The organism is Pseudomonas sp. DL, from assembly GCF_047199225.1.
Classification (GTDB): domain Bacteria; phylum Pseudomonadota; class Gammaproteobacteria; order Pseudomonadales; family Pseudomonadaceae; genus Pseudomonas; species Pseudomonas aeruginosa.
The window spans coordinates 1,509,733-1,529,351 of sequence record NZ_CP178323.1 but is presented as its reverse complement, the minus strand read 5'-3'; the positions used below and the strand labels follow the sequence as shown (position 1 = coordinate 1,529,351).

The following is a 19,619-nucleotide window of genomic DNA, read 5'->3' as shown; positions in this document are numbered from 1 at the left end:
TGTTTCCATGAAGTTTCCGGAATATTCACGGGGAGCGGACATCAAGTATTAATGAACCCTTAAAGAAACAGGACTCGGGTTATTAATAAAAGCCACTCAGAAAACACCCGAGATCCATTCCAACCAACCCTGCAAGCCCCTGAAAACGAGGCTTCCGGCTTTATCCTCCAGTTTCTTCGAGTTCGTTCAGTCTTCATTCAGCCGTTGTTAAGCGAGTCTTAACAAACGTTCAGGCAGCATTCAGCGACATATAAATAACCTCTTCGTACCGCCCTCCCAGTACCGAGGCTTCATTACATGTCACTGGACTTTCTGCCATTCTCCCGGCCAAGCATCGGCGAGGACGAAATCGCCGCCGTGGAGCAGGTCCTGCGTTCCGGCTGGATCACCACCGGTCCGAAGAACCAGGAGCTCGAACAGCGCTTCGCCGAACGCCTCGGCTGCCGCCACGCAGTGGCGCTATCCTCGGCCACCGGCGCCCTGCACGTCACCCTGCTGGCGCTGGGCATCGGCCCCGGCGACGAAGTGATCACGCCGTCGCTGACCTGGGTCTCCACCGCCAACGTCATCACCCTGCTCGGCGCCACCCCGGTGTTCGTCGACGTCGACCGCGACACCCTGATGTGTTCGGCGCAGGCAGTGGAAGCCGCCATCGGCCCGCGCACCCGCGCCATCGTGCCGGTGCACTACGCCGGCTCCACCCTGGATCTCGAAGGCCTGCGCACGGTCGCCGGGCGCCACGGCATCGCCCTGGTCGAGGACGCCGCCCACGCGGTCGGCAGCGAATACCGCGGGCGCCCGGTAGGCTCCCGCGGCACGGCGATCTTTTCCTTCCACGCGATCAAGAACCTGACCTGCGCCGAAGGCGCGATGTTCGTCAGCGACGACAGCGCCCTCGCCGAACGGGTCCGCCGCCTCAAGTTCCACGGCCTCGGGGTCGATGCCTACGACCGCCTGAGCCATGGACGCAAGCCGCAGGCGGAAGTGATCGAGCCCGGTTTCAAATACAACCTGGCCGACCTCAACGCCGCCCTCGCGCTGGTCCAGCTCAAGCGCCTGGACGCGCTCAACGCGCGCCGCCAGGCCCTCGCCGAACGCTACCTGGAGCGCCTCGCCGGCCTGCCGCTGGCGCCGCTCGGCCTGCCCGCGCACAAGCAGCGCCACGCCTGGCACCTGTTCATCCTGCGCATCGACGCCGAGGCCTGCGGCCTGGGCCGCGACGCCTTCATGGAAGCCCTGAAGGCGCGCGGCATCGGTAGCGGCATCCATTTCATCGCCAGTCACCTGCACCACTACTACCGCCAGCGCCAGCCGCGCCTGAGCCTGCCCAACAGCGAGTGGAACTCGGCCCGCCTGTGCTCCATCCCGCTGTTCCCCGACATGCGCGACGACGACATCGAGCGCGTCGCCCGCGCCATCGAGGACATCCTGGAGAAACGTCGATGAAGCCCTATCCGATCGACCTGGTCTCGGTGGTGATCCCGGTCTACAACGAGGAAGCCAGCCTGCCCGAACTGCTGCGCCGCACCGAGGCCGCCTGCCTGGAGCTGGGCCGCGCCTTCGAGATCGTGCTGGTCGACGACGGCAGCCGCGACCGCTCCGCGGAACTCTTGCAGGCCGCCGCCGAACGCGACGGCAGCGCCGTGGTGGCGGTGATCCTCAACCGCAACTACGGCCAGCACGCGGCGATCCTCGCCGGCTTCGAGCAGTCCCGTGGCGACCTGGTGATCACCCTCGATGCCGACCTGCAGAACCCGCCGGAGGAAATCCCGCGCCTGGTGGAGCGCGCCGCGCAGGGCTACGACGTGGTCGGCAGCATCCGCGCCGAGCGCCAGGACTCGGCCTGGCGGCGCTGGCCTTCGCGCCTGGTGAACCTGGCGGTGCAGCGCTCCACCGGGGTCGCCATGCACGACTACGGCTGCATGCTGCGCGCCTACCGGCGCAGCATCGTCGAAGCGATGCTGGCCTGCCGCGAACGCAGTACCTTCATCCCGATCCTGGCCAACGGCTTCGCCCGGCATACCTGCGAGATCCGCGTCGCCCACGCCGAGCGCGCCCACGGCGAATCGAAATACAGCGCGATGCGCCTGCTCAACCTGATGTTCGACCTGGTCACCTGCATGACCACCACGCCGCTGCGCCTGCTCAGCCTGGTCGGCGGCGGCATGGCCCTGGCCGGCTTCCTCTTCGCCCTGTTCCTCCTCGTGCTGCGCCTGGCCTTCGGCGCCGCCTGGGCCGGCAACGGCCTGTTCGTGCTGTTCGCCGTGCTGTTCATGTTCAGCGGCGTGCAGTTGCTCGGCATGGGCCTGCTCGGCGAGTACCTCGGGCGCATGTACAGCGACGTGCGCGCGCGGCCGCGCTTCTTCATCGAGCGCGTGGTCCGCGCCACGCCCTCCGCGCTTCCCTCGGCCCTGCAGCGGGCCGGTTTCACCTCTTCATCCAGCGAGCCTTCCACGCCATGACCTCGAAAGCCGTCGTCTTCGCCTACCACGACATCGGTTGCACCGGTATCGAAGCCCTGCTCAATGCCGGCTACGAGATCGCCGCCGTCTTCACCCATGCCGACGACCCACGGGAAAACACCTTCTACGCCTCGGTCGCACGCCTCTGCGCCGAGCGCGGCATTCCGCTGCACGCGCCCGAGGACGTGAACCATCCGCTGTGGCTGGAGCGCATCCGCCAACTGCGCCCGGACTTCCTGTTCTCCTTCTACTACCGCCGCCTGCTCGGCGCCGAGCTGCTCGCCTGCGCCGCACGCGGCGCCTACAACCTGCACGGTTCGCTGCTGCCGCGCTACCGCGGACGCGCCCCGGCGAACTGGGTGCTGGTCAACGGCGAAACGCAGACCGGGGTGACCCTGCATCGCATGATCGAGCGCGCCGACGCCGGGCCGATCCTCGCCCAGCAGGCCGTCGCCATCGACCCCGAGGACACCGCCCTGAGCCTGCACGGCAAGCTGCGCAAGGCCGCCGGCGCCCTGCTGCGCGACAGCCTGCCGCTGCTCGCCCTCGGCGTGCTGCCGGAAGTCGAGCAGGACGAGAGCCAGGCCAGCCACTTCGGCCGGCGCACCCCGGCGGACGGCCTGCTCGACTGGCACAGGCCGGCACGGCAGTTGTACGACCTGGTGCGCGCGGTGACCCAGCCCTACCCTGGCGCCTTCTGCCAGGTCGGCGAACAGAAGCTGATCGTCTGGAGCGCCGAGGTGGTCGCCGGCAACCACGGCCGCGAGCCGGGCAGCGTACTGTCCTGCGACCCGCTGCGGATCGCCTGCGGCGAGGACTCGCTGGTGCTGCGCTTCGGCCAGCGCGGCGAGCGCGGCCTGTACCTGGCCGGCACGCAACTGGCCACCGAGCTGGGCCTGGTCGAGGGCGCGCGCCTGCGTGGCGCGGCATGCAGTCCGCAGCGCCGCACGCGGGTGCTGATCCTCGGGGTCAACGGCTTCATCGGCAACCACCTGTCCGAACGCCTGCTGCGCGACGGTCGCTACGAGGTCCACGGCATGGACATCGGCTCCGACGCCATCGAACGGCTCAAGGCCGACCCGCATTTCCACTTCGTCGAAGGCGACATCGGCATCCATTCGGAGTGGCTCGAATACCATGTGAAGAAATGCGACGTGATCCTGCCGCTGGTGGCCATCGCCACGCCCATCGAGTACACGCGCAACCCGCTGCGGGTGTTCGAACTGGACTTCGAGGAAAACCTGCGGATCGTCCGCTACTGCGTGAAATACGGCAAACGCGTGGTGTTCCCTTCCACCTCCGAGGTCTACGGCATGTGCCAGGACCCGGACTTCGACGAAGACCGCTCGAACCTGGTGGTCGGGCCGATCAACAAGCAGCGCTGGATCTACTCGGTGTCCAAGCAGTTGCTCGACCGGGTGATCTGGGCCTACGGCCAGCAGGGCCTGCGCTTCACCCTGTTCCGTCCGTTCAACTGGATGGGCCCGCGCCTGGACCGCCTGGATTCGGCGCGGATCGGCAGCTCGCGGGCGATCACCCAGCTCATCCTGCACCTGGTCGAAGGCACGCCGATCCGCCTGGTCGACGGCGGCGCGCAGAAGCGCTGCTTCACCGACGTCGACGACGGCATCGAGGCCCTCGCGCGGATCATCGACAACCGCGACGGCCGCTGCGACGGGCAGATCGTCAACATCGGCAACCCGGACAACGAGGCGAGCATCCGCCAGCTCGGCGAGGAACTGCTGCGCCAGTTCGAGGCCCACCCGCTGCGCGCGCAGTTCCCGCCCTTCGCCGGCTTCCGCGAGGTGGAGAGCCGCAGCTTCTACGGCGACGGCTACCAGGACGTGGCCCACCGCAAGCCGAGCATCGACAACGCCCGGCGCCTGCTCGACTGGCAGCCCACCATCGAACTGCGCGAGACCATCGGCAAGACCCTCGACTTCTTCCTCCACGAAGCGCTCCGCGAGCGCGAGGCACAGGCGTGATCCAGGCCGGCCTGCGCATCGACGTCGACACCTTCCGCGGCACCCGCGACGGGGTGCCGCGGCTGCTCGAGCTGCTCGACGAAGCCGGGCTGAAGGCGACCTTCTTCTTCAGCGTCGGCCCGGACAACATGGGCCGCCACCTCTGGCGCCTGGCGCGCCCGGCGTTCTTCTGGAAGATGCTCCGCTCGCGCGCCGCCAGCCTGTATGGCTGGGACATCCTGCTGGCCGGCACCGCCTGGCCGGGCAAGCCGATCGGCCGCGAACTCGGCCCGCTGATGCGGCGGACCCAGGCCGCCGGCCACGAGGTCGGCCTGCACGCCTGGGACCACCATGCCTGGCAGACCCACGCCGGCGTCTGGAGCGTGCAGCAGCTCGGCGAGCAGATCCGCCGCGGCAGCGATTGCCTGGCGGACATCCTCGGCCAGCCGGTGCGTTGTTCCGCCGCCGCCGGTTGGCGCGCCGACGGCCGGGTGGTCGAGGCCAAGCAGCCCTTCGGCTTCCGCTACAACAGCGACTGCCGCGGACGCGGCGCGTTCCGCCCGCGCCTGGCCGACGGCAGCCCTGGCATCCCGCAGGTGCCGGTGAACCTGCCGACCTTCGACGAGGTGGTCGGCCCCGGCCTGCCGCGCGAGGCCTACAACGACTTCATCCTGGAACGCTTCGCCGCTGGCCGCGACAACGTCTACACCATCCACGCCGAGGTCGAGGGGCTGCTCCTCGCCCCGGCGTTCCGCGAACTGCTGCGGCGCGCCGAACGGCGCGGCATCCGCTTCCGCCCGTTGGGCGAACTGCTGCCGGACGATCCGCGCAGCCTGCCGCTGGCCGAACTGGTGCGCGGCCGCCTGGCCGGCCGCGAGGGCTGGCTGGGAGTGCGCCAGCCATGAGCCGCCGCCAGACCTGTTCGCTGCTGCTGATCGCCTTCGGCCTGTTCTACCTGGTTCCATTGAGCAACCATGGCCTGTGGATTCCCGACGAGACCCGCTACGCGCAGATCAGCCAGGCGATGCTGCTGGGCGGCGACTGGGTGTCGCCGCACTTCCTCGGCCTGCGCTACTTCGAGAAGCCGGTCGCCGGCTACTGGATGATCGCCCTCGGCCAGGCGGTCTTCGGCGAAAACCTGTTCGGCGTGCGCATCGCCTCGGTCGTCGCCACCGCCCTCAGCGTCCTGCTCGCCTACCTGCTGGCCCGCCGCCTGTGGCGCGACCCGCGCACCAGCCTGGCATGCGCGCTGCTCTACGCCAGCTTCGGCTTGATCGCCGGGCAGTCCGGCTATGCCAACCTCGACCCGCAATTCACCTTCTGGGTCAACCTGAGCCTGGTGGCGCTGTGGCATGCCCTCGACGCGGGGAGCCGCCGCGCGCGCCTGCTCGGCTGGACCCTGCTCGGCCTCGCCTGCGGCATGGGCTTCCTGACCAAGGGCTTCCTCGCCTGGCTGCTGCCGGTACTGGTCGCCCTGCCCTACATGCTCTGGCAGCGGCGCTGGCGCGAGCTGCTTGGCTACGGAGCGCTGGCGGTGCTGGCGGCGCTGCTCGTCTGCCTGCCCTGGGCGCTCGCCGTGCATGCGCGGGAAGCGGACTACTGGCGGTTCTTCTTCTGGCACGAACACATCCGCCGCTTCGCCGGCGAAGACGCCCAGCACTCTCGCCCGTGGTGGTTCTACCTGCCGTTGCTGGCGGTCGCCTGCCTGCCCTGGAGCGGCCTGCTGCCGAGCGCGCTGCGCCAGGCCTGGCACGAGCGGCGCCAAGCGCCGGTGGTCTTCCTGGCGCTATGGCTGCTGTTGCCGCTGGCGTTCTTCAGCCTGAGCCGGGGCAAGCTGCCGACCTACATCATGCCCTGCCTGCTGCCGCTGGCACTGCTCATGGGCCACGCCCTGGTGCAGCGGCTGCGCCTGGGGAACAGCGTCGCGCTGCGCGGCAACGGGCTGCTCAACCTGGGCCTGGCGCTCCTCGCGCTGGCGGCCCTGGCCTACCTGCAACTGCGCAAGCCGGTGTACCAGGAAGAACCCTTCGAGCTGTTCCTGGTCCTGCTGGTGATCGGCGCCTGGGCCGCCGCCGGCCTCGCCCAGTGGCGCTACCCGCTACGCGCCTGGGCCGCGCCGCTGCTGGCGAGCTGGGTGCTGATCGCGCTGCTGCCGGCAGCGATGCCCAACCATGTGGTGCAGAACAAGACCCCCGACCTGTTCGTCGCCGAACACCTCGATGAACTGACCGGCGCCCGCCATCTGCTGAGCAATGACCTCGGCGCCGCCTCGGCCCTCGCCTGGCGCCTGCGTCGTAGCGACGTGACGCTCTACGACACGCGCGGCGAGCTGAAGTACGGCCTCTCCTACCCCGAGCACAGCCAGCGCAGCGTGCCCTTGGCAGACATCCGCCAGTGGCTCTGGCGGGCACGCCAGGACGGCTCGATTGCCGTGCTGCTGCGGATCAACAGCGCCAGCGACCGCTACCAGCTGGCGCTGTTGCCGGGCGACGGCGAACGCTACCGGAACGGCAACCTGGTCCTGGCGATCCTGCCGCAGGTGCGCCCATGAGCGCCGCGCTGCTGCTCGCCACCCTGCTCATGACCGGCCTCGGCCAGGTTGCGCAGAAGCTCACCGTGGAGCACTGGCGCCTGGTCGCCGCCGACGGCTGGACGGCGCGCCTGCGCAGTCCGTGGCCGTGGCTGGCGCTGCTCGCCCTCGGGCTCGGCCTGCTCTGCTGGCTGCTGCTCCTGCAACGGGTGGAAGTCGGCAGCGCCTATCCGATGCTGGCGCTGAACTTCGTCCTGGTCACCCTGGCGGCACGCTTCGTCTTCGATGAGCCGGTGGATCGCCGCCACCTCGCCGGCCTGTTGCTGATCGTCGCCGGCGTGGCCCTGCTCGGGAGGAGCGCATGAACGCGCTACGCGGCTGGCTGGCGGCGCTGGGCAGCGTGCTGCTGGCCAGCGCCGCCCAGCTCGGCATGCGCTGGGGCATGAGCCGCCTGCCGCTGCCTGAAGCCTGGGCCGGGCAAACGCCGGAGCGCGCCGCGTTGCTCGCGGTAGCCCTGGCGGTGGCGGCCTACGCCGCCTCTCTGCTGTGCTGGCTGGCCGCCCTGCGCCACCTGCCGCTGGGCCGCGCCTACAGCCTGTTGAGCGCCAGCTACGCGCTGGTCTACCTGCTGGCGGCGAGCCTGCCCGCGTTCGATGAAACCTTCAGTACCAGCAAGACCCTGGGCGTAGGCCTGGTGGTGCTCGGCGTGTTGACCGTCAACGCCCGCCGCACCGCTGCCGCGCCCGCGCATCATCCGTCGAGGAAAGCACCATGAAGATCAGCGTATTCGGCAGTGGCTATGTAGGACTGGTGCAGGCCGCCGTCCTCGCCGAAGTGGGCCACGATGTACTGTGCATGGACATCGACCGGAACAAGGTCGAACGCCTCGCGCAGGGCCTCGCCAGCATCTACGAACCCGGGCTCGACGCCTTGCTGCGCGAAGGCCTGGACAGCGGCCGCCTGCGTTTCAGCAGCGATGCGCGCCTGGCCGTGGAGCACGGCCGGGTGCAGTTCATCGCGGTCGGCACCCCGCCTGGCGAGGACGGCGCGGCCGATCTCGGCGCGGTCTTCGCGGTGGCCGATGCCATCGCCGAGCACCGCCGCAAGCCCGTCATCGTGGTGGAGAAATCGACCGTCCCGGTAGGCACCGGCGACCGCCTGCGCGCGCACATCGAGCGGCGCCTGGAAGCCGACGGACGCGAGCTGGAATTCGAGATCGTCTCCAACCCGGAATTCCTCAAGGAAGGCTCCGCCGTCGCCGACTGCCGGCGCCCGGACCGCATCGTGGTCGGCTGCGACAACGAAGAGGTGCGCCAGGTGATGCGCGAACTCTACGAGCCGTTCAACCGCAACCACGACCGCATGCTGTTCATGGGCCTGCGCAGCGCCGAACTGACCAAGTACGCGGCGAACGGCATGCTGGCGACCAAGATCAGCTTCATCAACCAGATCGCCGAACTGGCCGAACACCTCGGTGCCGATATCGAGGCGGTGCGCCAGGGCATCGGCGCCGACCCGCGGATCGGCTACCACTTCATCTACCCCGGCTGCGGCTACGGCGGCTCCTGCTTCCCCAAGGACATGCGCGCGCTGATCCACAGCGCCGAGCAGGCGCATTGCTCCAGCGACCTGTTGCAGGCAGTGGAAGCGATCAACCGGCGGCAGAAGCACAAGCTGTTCGAACGCATCCGGGTGTTCTACGACGGCGACCTGCGCGGCAAGACCTTCGCCCTCTGGGGCCTGGCCTTCAAGCCGAACACCGACGACATGCGCGACGCGCCCAGCCGCGAACTGATGGAAGCGCTCTGGCGCCACGGCGCGCAGGTGCGCGCCTACGATCCCGAAGCCATGCAGGAAACCCAGCGGCTCTATGGCCACGACGAACGCCTGAGCCTGATGGGCACCCCCGAGGCGACCCTGGGAGGCGCCGATGCGCTGGTCATCTGCACCGAGTGGCAGCAATTCAAGGCACCGGATTTCGAGCTGCTCAAGGAGCGCCTGAAGGCCCCGGTGATCTTCGACGGGCGCAACCTCTACGACCCCGAGCGCATGGCCCGCCACGGCTTCCACTACTACCCGATGGGACGCGGGCAGTCCTGCTCGTTGCCGATCAACGAGGCCAGCCTCGCACAGGAAGATGGCATGCGCCTGTTGCGCCAGGCCTGAGGCCGCCCCAGGTCGGATCGACCGCTGGGGCGAATAACCGCTTGCGGTTATCCGCCGGTTCTCCGGAGTCTCGGCGGATAACGCCTGCGGCGTTATTCGCCCTACCCCCTGCCACGTCGCTCAGGTGGCGTAGGGCGCATGACCGCCTCGCGGCTATCCGCCAGCCGCCGGCTCCCGCGAGGACGAGGTCCCCAACGCCAGTCCCGGCTCGGCGCCGCGCTTGAGCACGGCGTAGAGCAGCCCGGTAAGCAGGCTGCCGGCGACGATCGCCAGCAGGTACGCCAGGGCGTGGTTGATCGCGTTGGGCACCAGCATCACGAACAACCCGCCGTGAGGCGCCTGCAACTTGCAGCCGAAATACATCGACAGGGCGCCGGTCAGCGCGCCGCCGGCGATGCTCGCCGGGATCACCCGCAACGGGTCCTTGGCGGCGAACGGGATGGCGCCTTCGGAGATGAAGCACAGCCCCAGCACCGAGGCTGCCTTGCCGGCCTGCCGCTCGCTCTCGGCGAACTTGCGCCGCGCCAGCAGGGTCGCCAGGCCCATGCCGATCGGCGGCACCATGCCCGCCGCCATCACCGCTGCCATCGGCGCGTAGCTGTGCGACGAGAGCAGGCCGACGGAAAAGGCGTAGGCGGCCTTGTTGACCGGTCCGCCGAGGTCGACGCACATCATCCCGCCGAGCAGCAGGCCGAGGAGGATGGCATTGGAGGTACCCATGCCGTCGAGGAACCCGGTCAGTGCCGCGAGCATCCCGGCCACCGGCTTGCCGACCACGTAGAGCATCAGCAGGCCGGTGACCAGGCTGGCCAGCAACGGGATGACCAGGATCGGCTTCAGCGCTTCCAGGCTCGCCGGCAGCCTCAGCCCGTGGCTGATGGCCCGCGCCGCATAGCCGGCGATGAAGCCGGCGACTATCCCGCCGATGAACCCGGCGCCGAGGGTCCCGGCGAGCAGGCCGCCGAGCATGCCCGGCGCCAGGCCCGGGCGGTCGGCGATGGAATAGGCGATGTAGCCGGCGAGCATCGGCACCATCAGGACGAAAGCCGTGTCGCCGACCGTCCTCAGCACCGCCGCCAGGCTGCCCGGCTGCTTGTAGGCATCGATGCCGAAGGCCAGCGACAGGGCGATCAGCAGGCCGCCCGCGACCACCATCGGCAACATGAACGACACCCCGGTCAGCAGGTGCTTGTACACCCCGCGCTTCTCGTCCCTGGCGACCACCGCGCTGGCTGCGCCCGCGCTCTCGACCTGCCCTTCCGCCAGCGCCCGCTCGAGCGTCGCGCGGGCCTGCTTGAGGGCCACGCCGGTGCCGCAACGGTAGATCTTCTTGCCGGCGAAACGGGCCGTGTCCACGTCGATGTCGGCGGCCAGCAGGACCACGTCGGCGGCGGCGATGTCCGCCGGGTCGAGCGGGTTGCGCGCGCCGACCGAGCCCTGGGTCTCGACCTGCAACGCGAAGCCCAGTTGCCCCGCCGCGAGCTGCAACGCCTCGGCGGCCATGAAGGTGTGCGCCACGCCGGTCGGACAGGCGGTCACCGCGACGATCCGCGGTGCCGCTCCGGCCTCCGGCGCAACCAGGCCGACCTCGTCCCCGGCGACCTCCACGCTCGCCAGGGCGGCGGCCCGCTGGAGGAAGGCGCGCGGATCGGCCAGCGCCTCGGCGGGACGCGCGCGATACACCGGCTTGCCGACGAAACGCGCCGCCGCCAGCGGCTCGACGCCGACCAGCAGGACCCAGTCGGCTTCGGCGATCTGTTCGGCGCTCAGTTCGCCCTCGGGCCTCGACCCGGCATTCGCCTCGACGCAGGTTTCCCAGCCCAGGCGCTCGGCGGCGCCCCGCAGCAGGCGCGCGGCGAGCACGCTGGTGACCTGTCCGCCAGGGCAGGCGGTGACGATCGCTAGTTTCATCTCAGGCCTCCTCGACCAATGGCTGCACCACGACGCCCGCTTCGATCCGCGCCAGGCGCTGCGGATCGCCGATGCCGAACTCGAACTGGGTCACCGCCAGGCTGGCGATGGCGGTGGCCTGACGCAGCACCCGCTCGGCCGGCCAGCCGCTGGCCAGCCCGTGCAGCATGCCGGCCAGCAGGGAATCGCCGGCACCCACCGTGCTGGCCACTTCCACCGCCGGCGGCCGCGCCTGCCAGGCACCCTCGGCGGCGAACCAGTTGACCCCCGCGGCGCCCTGGGAAATCACCACCTGGCCTACCCCGTCCTGGCGCAGGCGTTCGGCCGCCTGGCGCTGTGCGGCCAGGTCGTCCATCGGCGCCGAGCAGAGGTCGGCCAGTTCCTCGACGTTCGGCTTGATCATCCACGGCGCAGCCTTCACACCTTCGCGCAGGGCCGCGCCGCTGCTGTCGAAGGCGACCTTCAGGCCGAGGCGCCGCAAGCGCCGCAGCAGTTCGCCCAGCCATTCCGGCTCGACCCCGCGCGGCAGGCTGCCGGCGACCACCGCCAGCTCGTGCTCCCCGGCAAGCCGGTCGAGGCGTTCGAGCAACGCCGCCTGGGCTCGCTCGTCGGCCTCCGGGCCCGGCCCGTTGAGGTCGCTGACGCGCCCGCCGCGCTCGGCCAGCTTGATGTTGCTGCGGGTTTCGCCCGGCACCCGGACGAACGCATCGGCGAAGCCACGACGCTGGAACATGGCGGTGAACGGCGGCTGGTTGTCTTCGCCGAGGAAGCCGCTGACCGTCAACCGATGGCCGAGGTCGGCAAGCACCTGGGCGACGTTCAGGCCCTTGCCGGCGGCCTGGGTCAGCACCGCCTCGCTGCGGTTAACCGCCCCCAGTTCCAGCTGGCGCAGGCGCACGGTGAGGTCCAGCGCCGGGTTCAGGGTAATCGTCAGGATCCGCGCCATTACTGCACCTCCGCTTCCACCAGGGCCCGGACCTCGGCGGCGCTCGCCAGGCCCAGGGCTTTGCGGGCCAGGCCGCGCGCAGCGACCAGCTGCAGTTCGCGCACGCCGGCCTTGACCAGGGCGATGCTGCGCGCCGAGACGCTCAGCTCGTCCACTCCCAGGCCGACCAGCAGCGGCAACGCCAGCGGGTCGGCCGCCAGTTCGCCGCAGACGCCGACCCACTTGCCCTCGGCGTGGGCGGCGCGGACGGTCATGTCGATCAGTTGCAGCACCGCCGGATGCAGACCGTCGGCCTGGGCCGAAAGACTCGGGTGGCCGCGATCGATAGCCAGGGTGTACTGGGTCAGGTCGTTGGTGCCGACGCTGAAGAAGTCCACCTCGCGGGCCAGCACCGGCGCGAGCAACGCCGCAGAGGGCACCTCGACCATGATCCCCAGTTGCAGGTCGGCCAGCGGGATTTCCTCGCGCAGGCGCAGCGCCAGGTCACGCGCCTGGCGCCATTCGTCGAGGCTGCCGACCATCGGGAACATCACCCGCAGCGGCCGCTCCCCGGCGGCGCGGAACAGCGCGCGCAACTGGGTCTCGAGGATCTGCGGTCGCTGCAGGGTCAAGCGGATACCGCGCAGGCCCAGATAGGGATTCTCTTCGTGGGGAATCGGCCAGTACGGCAGCGGCTTGTCCCCGCCGACATCCAGGGTCCGCGCCACCAGCGGACGTCCGTCGAGGGCGTCGAGCACCCGACGGTATTCCGCTTCCTGGGTCGCCAGGTCCGGCGCGCGGGCGTTGTTCATGAAGACGAACTCGGTGCGCAGCAGGCCAACGCCCTCGGCGCCCAGCTCCACCGCGCGCGCGGCGCCGGCGGTGTCGCCAAGGTTGGCGCAGACTTCCACCGCGTGGCCATCGCGGGTCCGCGCAGGCTCCAGCCGCTGCGCGTCGGCGCGGGCCTGGCGCTGCTGGCGGGCGTCGCGCTCGGCGGCGGCCTGCTGCAACTGTTCGGTGCTCGGCGCCACCTGCAGCCAGCCGTGCTCGCCATCCAGCAGCAGTGCCGTGCCAGGCTCCAGGCCGAGCACCGCCGCGCCGGCGCCGACCAATGCCGGAATGCCGAGGGCGCGGGCGATGATCGCGCTGTGCGAAGTGGCGCCGCCGCGCGCCGTGAGGATGCCGGCGACCCGCTGGGCGTCGAGGCGGGCGACATCGGAGGGGCCGACCTCGTCCATCACCAGGATGTACGGCTGCTCCGGCTCGCGCGGCGCCTCCACCCCGCAGAGCCTGGCCAGCACCCGCCGGCCGAGGTCGCGGAGGTCGGCGGCGCGCTCGGCGAGCAAGGTGTCGTGCAGCGCCTCCTGCTGCGCCGCGCTGTCTTCCACCACCCGACTCCAGGCCGCTTCGGCGCTTTCGCCGCGATTCAGGCGCAGTTGCACCTGCTCGGCCAGTTCCGGATCGTCGAGCATCTCCCGGTGGGTGACGAAAATCTCGCGGATCGCCTTCACCGTGCTGCGTTCGACCAGGCCGACGATCTCCTCGTCCACCGCCCGCTTGGCCCGCAGCAGGCGCTCGCGTTCATGGGCCGGCGACTCGCCGCGCGGCTGGAACTCGAAGCGCTGCGCCACCTGGACATGCGCCGGACCACTGGCGATGCCCGGCGACGCGGCGATTGCCTGCAGGCGCTCGCCGGCGCGCAGCGGCGCCGGCCGGGCATCCTCTTCCGCCTCGCCGACGGCATCGGGCAAGGCCTCCTCCGCCAGCGCTTCGACCTCCTCGCCGAGCCCCTCGCGCACCGCGGCCAGCAAGGCTGGCAGCGCGTCCTCGGCGATCGCCGGCTCGGCGCTGAACTCCAGCGTCTGGCCGCGTCGCGCGCCGAGGGCGAGCAGCTTGCTCAGGCTCTTCGCCGAGACGGGGGCCGCCTCGCTGTCGGCCAGGCGTACCCGGATCTCGCCGGCGAAGCCCTTGGCCAGCTGCGCCAGCGCCTGCGCCGGGCGGGCATGCAGGCCATGCGGGTTGGCCAGGACCGCTCGCGCGCTGGGCCAGTCCGGCGGCAGCTCGCCACCGAGCGCCGCGAGTACGCTGCGGCTGCTGGTGGCGCGCACCAGCTCGGCGCCACGCCCTTCCAGCAACAGGTCGCACAGGCGTTCGAGCAGCGCCTGGTGCGCTTCGCCCAGGCTGGCCAGGCAGAACAGCCCGGTGACCGGTTGCCCCTGGTGCTGCAACGGTTGCGCCGGAGTGACGAAGGCCAGCCCGGGGCGCTTCACCAATTGTTCGCTGTGCAACCAGCACAGCCCGTCGCCCAGCGGCAACGGTTCGGTCTGCTGGAGCACGGCGGCGAAGCCGTTCTCCACGCAGCCGGCCTTCTTCAACAGGCGCGCGCCGAGCCAGGCCAGTTCGTCGAGGTCCTCGGCGTTCTGGCCGAGGCCGACCAGTTGTGCGTCCAGCGCCAGTTCCTGCGGCGCGCCCTGCAACAGGCCGAGGACTTCCTCGGCGCTGGCGGCCGCGCTCAGCGCCGGTCCCAGGTCGGCCTCGCCGAGGGCGCGGGTGAGCAATTGCAGGAGCTGCAGGTGTTCGTCGGACTTCGCCGCGATGCCGATGGCCAGGTAGACCTGCTGGCCATCGCCCCAGTCCACTCCCTCGGGGAATTGCAGCAGGCGCACACCGGTGCTGAAGACCAGCTCGCGGGTATCCGGGGTCCCATGGGGTATGGCGATGCCCTGGCCGAGGTAGGTGGAGCCTTGTGCCTCGCGCGCCTTCAGGCCCTCGGCATAGCCGGGCGCGGCCAGGCCGTCGGCGACCAGCGCCGCGCCGAGCAGGCGCAGGGCTTCGGCCTTGTCCGCGGCGCGCTGGCCCATGCGGATCTGCCGGGTATCGAGTTCGAGCATGGAAACCTCCTCAGGAGCGAACGGCTCCCCGTCTCACGTCCGGATCGTCCCGCCGCGCCGAGGCGCGGGCGCGGGATGTGCCGGCGGTAGCGGAAAGCGGCTCGCGGGAGCCTTCCGTACAGCCAGGGGCGGTGATCCGCTTGTTGTCATTGACCTGCCATAGCGTAGGCGGCGCCGCGTTCGGGCTGCGCGAGGCAGCCTGGGGCAGGGGGCGCCGGCTTCGCCGGAATCTTTTGCTGAATCGATTCACTTAATTAAATTGGCACGTTACCCGATAATGATTGATCCTTGAAGCCCAACTTGTCGTCGCCTCCAGTAGAGATCGGTTTGAAACTCAGTGATATCGCCCGCCTGGCCGGGGTCTCGGTGACCACCGCCAGCTACGTCATCAATGGCAAGGCCGCCCAGCGGCGCATCAGCGCCGCCACCGTCGAGCGCGTGCTTGCCGTGGTCGAGGAACACGGCTACCAGCCGGACCAGCAGGCCGCCGGCCTGCGCCGCGGGCAGACCCGCACCCTCGGCTTCATCCTCCCGGACCTGGAAAACCCCAGCTACGCCCGCCTCGCCAAGCAACTCGAACAAGGCGCCCGGGCGCGCGGCTACCAGTTGCTGATCGCCTGCTCCGACGACGAGCCGGAGACCGAGCGCCAGGTGGTCAACCTGTTCCGCGCGCGCCGCTGCGACGCGCTGATCGTCGCCAGTTGCCTGCCGGCCGGGGATGATACCCATGCCCGGCTGGTCGCCGAAGGCCTGCCGGTGGTGGCCATCGACCGCCAGCTCGACCCGCAGCGCTTCGCCTCGGTGATCAGCGACGACCAGGACGCCGCGCGCCGCCTCACCGAAACCCTGTTGCAACCGGCGCCGCGCCATATCGCCCTGCTCGGCGCGCGGGCGGACCTGATCATCAGCCACGACCGCGCCGCCGGCTTCCGCCAGGCGCTGAAGGACTTCCGCGGCGAGGTCATCGTCGAGCATGCCGAGGTGTTCAGCCGCGAGTGCGGACGCCGCCTGATGGAGCAATTGCTCGAGCGCCTGGGCTACCTGCCCGACGCCCTGGTGACCACTGCCTATGTACTCCTCGAAGGCGTCTTCGATGTGTTCCAGGCGCGTGCCGACGGTTGGCCCGAAGGCTTGCGGGTGGCGACCTTCGGCGACACCCAGTTGCTCGACTTCGTGCCGCTGAAGGTCAACTCGATCTACCAGCAGCACGCGCTGATCGCCGCCAACGCCCTCGAACTGGCGCTCCGCGCGGTCGAGGAGAACGACTACCGGCCGGGCCTGCACGCCGTCCCCCGGCAACTCAAGCTGCGCGACTGAGCCGGCCGCCATGCGCCTGGTCGACACCCACAACCACCTCGACTTCCCGGACTTCGACGCCGACCGCGCCGCGCTGCTGCAACGCAGCCGCGCGCTGGGGGTCGAGCGCCAGGTGGTGCTCGGCGTCTACCGCGAGAACTGGCAACGGGTCTGGGACCTGGCGCAGGCCGAGGATGGCCTGTACGCGGCGCTCGGCCTGCACCCCGTCTACCTGGCGCGGCACCGCCCGCAGCACCTGGACGACCTGCACCAGTGGCTGCAACGCCTGCGCGGCGAGACGAAGCTCTGCGCGGTCGGCGAGATCGGCCTGGACTACTACCTGGAACACCTCGACCGCGACGCCCAGCAGGCGCTGTTCGAGGCCCAACTGCGGCTGGCCGCGGAATTCCGCCTGCCGGCGCTGATCCACGTGCGCCGCGCCCACGCGGCGACCATCGCCACCCTCAAGCGCATCCGCCTGGAGCGCCGTGGCATCATCCATGCCTTCGCCGGCAGCCGCGAGGAAGCCCGCGAGTACCTCAAGCTCGGCTTCCGCCTCGGCCTCGGCGGCGCGCCGACCTGGCCGCAGGCCAACCGCCTGCGCAAGGTGGCGGCGGAGCTGCCGGCCGAGGCCATCGTGCTGGAAACCGATGCGCCGGACATGGCGCCATCGATGCATCCCGGCCAGCGCAACAGTCCGGAGCACCTGCCGGACATCTGCCGCGCCCTCGCCGAGCTGCGCGGGGTCGACGCCGAGGAACTGGCGGCGAGCAGCAGCCGCAACGCCGCCGAGCTGTTCGGCTGGGACTGATCAAGCGTCGCGCAGGACTTCCGGCGCCAGTTGCGGGTACGTCTCGCGCAACGCCTCCAGGCAGGCCGAAAGCTGCGCCGCTTCCTCCGGCAGGCGCCGGGCGAAGTCGCTCCAGCCTTGCAGACGCAATCGCCGGGGCATCGGCACCAGGCCGCTGATGGCGTCCCAGAAGGCATCCCAGTTGCATCCGTACCACGGCGGCAACGCCAGGGCCTCGCGCAGGCGTTCGTGCAAGCGCGCGGCGCTGTCCACGTCCGCCAGCTCGATGGCCAGGCTCGCCGCCCGGTTCAGTTCCTCGTCCATGGAGCCTCCGCCAGCAATGCGTCGCAACGCTCGCGCACGAACGCGCGCAAGAGGGTCACCGGACGGGTCAACTGGGCGCGGTGGGTACACAAGAGGTTCATCGGCGTCGCTTCGCCCTGCCACTCCGGCAGCAGCAGGCGCAGGCGCCCGGCGCGCACGTCCTCGGCCACGTCCAGCCAGGACTTGTAGACCAGCCCCTTGCCGGCCAGGGCCCAGCGCCGCACCACGTCGGCGTCGTCGCAGACCCGGTCGCCGGCGACCGTCAGGGTCAGGCTGCGGCGGCCCCGCTGGAACGCCCAGCGGTCGTGTACCCGGCCGCCGAGTTGGTAGAGCAGGCAATTGTGCTCGCGCAGGTCGTCCGGCTGGCGCGGCTCGCCGCGCTCCGCCAGGTAGCCCGGCGCGGCGCAGAGCACTCGCCGGTTGTCCGGCGCCAGCGGCAGGGCGACCAGGCTGGAGTCGGCCGGTGCGCCGTAGCGGATCGCCACGTCCACCGGTTGCCGGTAGAGATCGGTCACCCGGTCGCCGAGCAGCAGGCGCAGGCTCAGTTGCGGATAGCGCGCCTGGAACTCGTCGAGCCATGGCAGCAGCAGGTTGCGGCCGAAGTCGGAGGGCGCGGAAAGCTGCAGTACCCCGGCGATCTGGTCCTTGCCGCCCTGCAGCAACCGGCGCCCCTCCTCCAGGCTGCGCAACGAGGCGCGGGCATGCAGGAGGAACGCGTCGCCCTCGGGAGTCAGGCGCAGGCTGCGGGTGGAGCGGGCGAACAGGCGTACCTCCAGCTCGCTTTCCAGGCGCTTCAGCGCCGCGCTGGCCACCGCCGGGGAAATCTCCAACTGGCGCGCGGCGGCGGACAACGAGCCGCTGTCGCTGGTGTGGACGAACACCTGGAGGTCGTCGTAACGCAGCATTTTCAAGATTCCTTTGAAAGAGTCTTCCCTGATAGCCTGTTTTTCAGCGATTTGAAATAGCCCATCCTGACTCCGCTCCATCGAAGGAACCCACCATGAGCACACCCCTCACCCTGATCGCCACCATCACCGCCGCCCCCGGCCACGCCGAGGCCCTGGAACGCGAATTGCGCGCCCTGGTCGCCCCGTCGCGCGCCGAGGCTGGTTGCCTGCAGTACGACCTGCACCAGGACCGCCACGACTCCCACCTGTTCTACATGATCGAGCAGTGGCGCGACGACGCCGCCCTGGAGCGGCACCAGAACACCGAACACTTCCTGCGCTTCAGCCGCGGCAACGAAGCCCTGCTGCAGAACGTGAAGATCGACCAACTCTATCGCCTCGCCTGAGGCCCGTTTCCCGGAGTTCCCATGAAAGCTGTCGGTTACTACCAATCCCTGCCCATCGACCATCCCGACGCCCTGCTCGACCTCGAACTGCCCGAGCCCACGCCGGGCCCGCGCGACCTGCTGGTGGAGGTCCGCGCCATCTCGGTCAACCCGGTGGATACCAAGGTCCGCCAGCGCGCCCAGCCGGAAGCCGGCCAGGCCAAGGTGCTGGGCTGGGACGCGGCGGGCGTGGTGCGCGCGGTCGGCAGCGAGGTCAGCCTGTTCCGTCCTGGCGATCGGGTCTGGTACGCCGGGGACATCACCCGCCCCGGTAGCAACAGCGAGCTGCATCGGGTCGACGAGCGCATTGCCGGGCACCTGCCGAAAAGCCTCGACTTCGCCCAGGCCGCGGCCCTGCCGCTGACCACCATCACTGCCTGGGAACTGCTCTTCGAGCGCTTGCAGATCGCCGAAGGCAAGGCCGACCAGGGCCAGAGCCTGCTGGTGGTCGGTGCCGCCGGCGGGGTCGGTTCGATCCTGGTCCAACTGGCCCGGCAACTGACCGGCCTGAACGTGATCGGCACCGCTTCGCGCGCAGAGACCCAGGCCTGGGTCCGCGACCTCGGCGCGCACCATGTGATCGACCACGGCAAGCCGCTGGCCGAAGAGCTGAAGCGGATCGGTGTCGCCGAGGTCAGCCATGTCGCCAGCCTGACCCACACCGACCAGCACCTCGAACAGATCGTCGCCGCGCTGCGCCCGCAAGGCCGCCTGGCGCTGATCGACGACCCGGCGTCGCTGGACATCGGCAAGCTGAAGCAGAAGAGCCTGTCGCTGCACTGGGAGTTCATGTACACCCGCTCGATGTTCCAGACCGACGACATGATCGAGCAGCACCGGCTGCTGGAGCGGGTCGCCGGGCTGATCGACGAAGGCGTGTTGAAGACCACCGTCGGCGAGCATTTCGGCCGCATCGACGCGGCCAACCTGCGCCGCGCCCACGCGCTGCTGGAGAGCGGCCGGGCCAAGGGCAAGATCGTTCTCGAAGGGTTCTGAACGGCAGGACCACGGGGCGCGGCGTTTTCCA

Annotated in this window: 17 protein-coding genes; 12 read left to right on the top strand and 5 right to left on the bottom strand. The window is 70.1% G+C overall.

Features of this window, described 5'->3' with window-relative positions; translation table 11 throughout:
* Positions 1-297: 297 nt before the first annotated feature.
* From arnB to ACI766_RS07120, 8 genes are read left to right on the top strand one after another with little or no spacing between them, the layout of a single operon-like run.
* The gene (gene arnB, locus ACI766_RS07155) at positions 298-1,446 is read left to right on the top strand and encodes a UDP-4-amino-4-deoxy-L-arabinose aminotransferase (protein ID WP_003130049.1); all 1,149 of its coding nucleotides are present in this window, start codon (positions 298-300) and stop codon (positions 1,444-1,446) included.
* Positions 1,443-2,462, top strand: a complete 1,020-nt coding sequence (gene arnC, locus ACI766_RS07150) for an undecaprenyl-phosphate 4-deoxy-4-formamido-L-arabinose transferase (RefSeq protein ID WP_003112880.1) — start codon at positions 1,443-1,445, stop codon at positions 2,460-2,462. Before arnB ends, arnC begins: the two co-directional genes overlap by 4 nt.
* Positions 2,459-4,447 (top strand): bifunctional UDP-4-amino-4-deoxy-L-arabinose formyltransferase/UDP-glucuronic acid oxidase ArnA, encoded by a 1,989-nt coding sequence (gene arnA, locus ACI766_RS07145; protein WP_003112879.1) that lies wholly within the window; start codon positions 2,459-2,461, stop codon positions 4,445-4,447. Before arnC ends, arnA begins: the two co-directional genes overlap by 4 nt.
* On the top strand, positions 4,444-5,331 hold the full coding sequence (arnD, locus tag ACI766_RS07140; RefSeq protein WP_003112878.1) for a 4-deoxy-4-formamido-L-arabinose-phosphoundecaprenol deformylase: 888 nt from the start codon (positions 4,444-4,446) through the stop codon (positions 5,329-5,331). The genes arnA and arnD overlap by 4 nt, the downstream gene beginning before the upstream one ends.
* Positions 5,328-6,977 (top strand): lipid IV(A) 4-amino-4-deoxy-L-arabinosyltransferase, encoded by a 1,650-nt coding sequence (gene arnT / locus ACI766_RS07135; protein WP_003112877.1) that lies wholly within the window; start codon positions 5,328-5,330, stop codon positions 6,975-6,977. Before arnD ends, arnT begins: the two co-directional genes overlap by 4 nt.
* The gene (locus ACI766_RS07130; protein ID WP_003112876.1) at positions 6,974-7,321 is read left to right on the top strand and encodes an EamA family transporter; all 348 of its coding nucleotides are present in this window, start codon (positions 6,974-6,976) and stop codon (positions 7,319-7,321) included. Before arnT ends, ACI766_RS07130 begins: the two co-directional genes overlap by 4 nt.
* Complete coding sequence (arnF, locus tag ACI766_RS07125) at positions 7,318-7,731, top strand: 4-amino-4-deoxy-L-arabinose-phosphoundecaprenol flippase subunit ArnF (protein WP_003110472.1); 414 nt, start codon at positions 7,318-7,320, stop codon at positions 7,729-7,731. Before ACI766_RS07130 ends, arnF begins: the two co-directional genes overlap by 4 nt.
* Positions 7,728-9,122, top strand: coding sequence for a UDP-glucose 6-dehydrogenase (locus ACI766_RS07120; protein ID WP_003163481.1), 1,395 nt, complete (start codon positions 7,728-7,730; stop codon positions 9,120-9,122). Before arnF ends, ACI766_RS07120 begins: the two co-directional genes overlap by 4 nt.
* Positions 9,123-9,275: 153 nt before the next feature.
* On the opposite strand, the gene ACI766_RS07115 is transcribed toward ACI766_RS07120, so the two are convergent.
* Genes ACI766_RS07115 through ptsP form a run of 3 tightly spaced genes read right to left on the bottom strand, consistent with a single transcriptional unit; the run spans position 9,276 to position 14,849 of the window.
* The gene (locus ACI766_RS07115; RefSeq protein WP_034052757.1) at positions 9,276-11,033 is read right to left on the bottom strand and encodes a PTS fructose-like transporter subunit IIB; all 1,758 of its coding nucleotides are present in this window, start codon (positions 11,031-11,033) and stop codon (positions 9,276-9,278) included.
* Position 11,034: 1 nt separating this feature from the next.
* Positions 11,035-11,979, bottom strand: coding sequence for a 1-phosphofructokinase (gene pfkB, locus ACI766_RS07110; protein ID WP_012613743.1), 945 nt, complete (start codon positions 11,977-11,979; stop codon positions 11,035-11,037).
* Positions 11,979-14,849 (bottom strand): phosphoenolpyruvate--protein phosphotransferase, encoded by a 2,871-nt coding sequence (gene ptsP, locus ACI766_RS07105; protein WP_023095283.1) that lies wholly within the window; start codon positions 14,847-14,849, stop codon positions 11,979-11,981. Before ptsP ends, pfkB begins: the two co-directional genes overlap by 1 nt.
* A 327-nt stretch (positions 14,850-15,176) precedes the next feature.
* On the opposite strand from ptsP, the gene cra reads away from it, so the two are divergent.
* Together cra and ACI766_RS07095 are read left to right on the top strand one after the other, a co-directional pair.
* The gene (gene cra, locus ACI766_RS07100; RefSeq protein WP_003104372.1) at positions 15,177-16,166 is read left to right on the top strand and encodes a catabolite repressor/activator; all 990 of its coding nucleotides are present in this window, start codon (positions 15,177-15,179) and stop codon (positions 16,164-16,166) included.
* Positions 16,167-16,176: 10 nt separating this feature from the next.
* The gene (locus tag ACI766_RS07095; protein ID WP_033943023.1) at positions 16,177-16,956 is read left to right on the top strand and encodes a TatD family hydrolase; all 780 of its coding nucleotides are present in this window, start codon (positions 16,177-16,179) and stop codon (positions 16,954-16,956) included.
* Here ACI766_RS07095 and ACI766_RS07090 read toward each other — a convergent pair whose 3' ends face one another.
* Both ACI766_RS07090 and ACI766_RS07085 read right to left on the bottom strand, forming a co-directional pair.
* Positions 16,957-17,259, bottom strand: coding sequence for a barstar family protein (locus ACI766_RS07090; RefSeq protein ID WP_003111769.1), 303 nt, complete (start codon positions 17,257-17,259; stop codon positions 16,957-16,959).
* Positions 17,244-18,164: a LysR family transcriptional regulator gene (locus ACI766_RS07085; protein WP_003092132.1), complete on the bottom strand. Its 921-nt coding sequence runs from the start codon at positions 18,162-18,164 to the stop codon at positions 17,244-17,246. The genes ACI766_RS07090 and ACI766_RS07085 overlap by 16 nt, the downstream gene beginning before the upstream one ends.
* A 95-nt stretch (positions 18,165-18,259) precedes the next feature.
* Here ACI766_RS07085 and ACI766_RS07080 point away from each other — a divergent pair, with 95 nt between their 5' ends.
* Positions 18,260-18,553 (top strand): putative quinol monooxygenase, encoded by a 294-nt coding sequence (locus ACI766_RS07080; RefSeq protein WP_003104358.1) that lies wholly within the window; start codon positions 18,260-18,262, stop codon positions 18,551-18,553.
* Positions 18,554-18,574: 21 nt separating this feature from the next.
* Entirely contained in the window at positions 18,575-19,588 is a 1,014-nt protein-coding gene (locus tag ACI766_RS07075; protein WP_003104356.1) for a zinc-binding alcohol dehydrogenase family protein, read from the top strand.
* Positions 19,589-19,619 lie beyond the last annotated feature (31 nt).

What these genes read in the sequence shown, in the direction of transcription:
- ACI766_RS07075 (WP_003104356.1), top strand. Translation starts at nt 18,575, where the DNA reads ATGAAAGCTGTCGGTTACTACCAATCCCTGCCCATCGACCATCCCGAC.
- pfkB (WP_012613743.1), bottom strand. Translation starts at nt 11,979, where the DNA reads ATGGCGCGGATCCTGACGATTACCCTGAACCCGGCGCTGGACCTCACC.
- arnF (WP_003110472.1), top strand. Translation starts at nt 7,318, where the DNA reads ATGAACGCGCTACGCGGCTGGCTGGCGGCGCTGGGCAGCGTGCTGCTG.
- ACI766_RS07080 (WP_003104358.1), top strand. Translation starts at nt 18,260, where the DNA reads ATGAGCACACCCCTCACCCTGATCGCCACCATCACCGCCGCCCCCGGC.
- ACI766_RS07130 (WP_003112876.1), top strand. Translation starts at nt 6,974, where the DNA reads ATGAGCGCCGCGCTGCTGCTCGCCACCCTGCTCATGACCGGCCTCGGC.
- ACI766_RS07115 (WP_034052757.1), bottom strand. Translation starts at nt 11,033, where the DNA reads ATGAAACTAGCGATCGTCACCGCCTGCCCTGGCGGACAGGTCACCAGC.
- arnB (WP_003130049.1), top strand. Translation starts at nt 298, where the DNA reads ATGTCACTGGACTTTCTGCCATTCTCCCGGCCAAGCATCGGCGAGGAC.
- ptsP (WP_023095283.1), bottom strand. Translation starts at nt 14,849, where the DNA reads ATGCTCGAACTCGATACCCGGCAGATCCGCATGGGCCAGCGCGCCGCG.
- arnT (WP_003112877.1), top strand. Translation starts at nt 5,328, where the DNA reads ATGAGCCGCCGCCAGACCTGTTCGCTGCTGCTGATCGCCTTCGGCCTG.
- arnA (WP_003112879.1), top strand. Translation starts at nt 2,459, where the DNA reads ATGACCTCGAAAGCCGTCGTCTTCGCCTACCACGACATCGGTTGCACC.
- ACI766_RS07120 (WP_003163481.1), top strand. Translation starts at nt 7,728, where the DNA reads ATGAAGATCAGCGTATTCGGCAGTGGCTATGTAGGACTGGTGCAGGCC.
- ACI766_RS07095 (WP_033943023.1), top strand. Translation starts at nt 16,177, where the DNA reads ATGCGCCTGGTCGACACCCACAACCACCTCGACTTCCCGGACTTCGAC.
- ACI766_RS07090 (WP_003111769.1), bottom strand. Translation starts at nt 17,259, where the DNA reads ATGGACGAGGAACTGAACCGGGCGGCGAGCCTGGCCATCGAGCTGGCG.
- arnC (WP_003112880.1), top strand. Translation starts at nt 1,443, where the DNA reads ATGAAGCCCTATCCGATCGACCTGGTCTCGGTGGTGATCCCGGTCTAC.
- ACI766_RS07085 (WP_003092132.1), bottom strand. Translation starts at nt 18,164, where the DNA reads ATGCTGCGTTACGACGACCTCCAGGTGTTCGTCCACACCAGCGACAGC.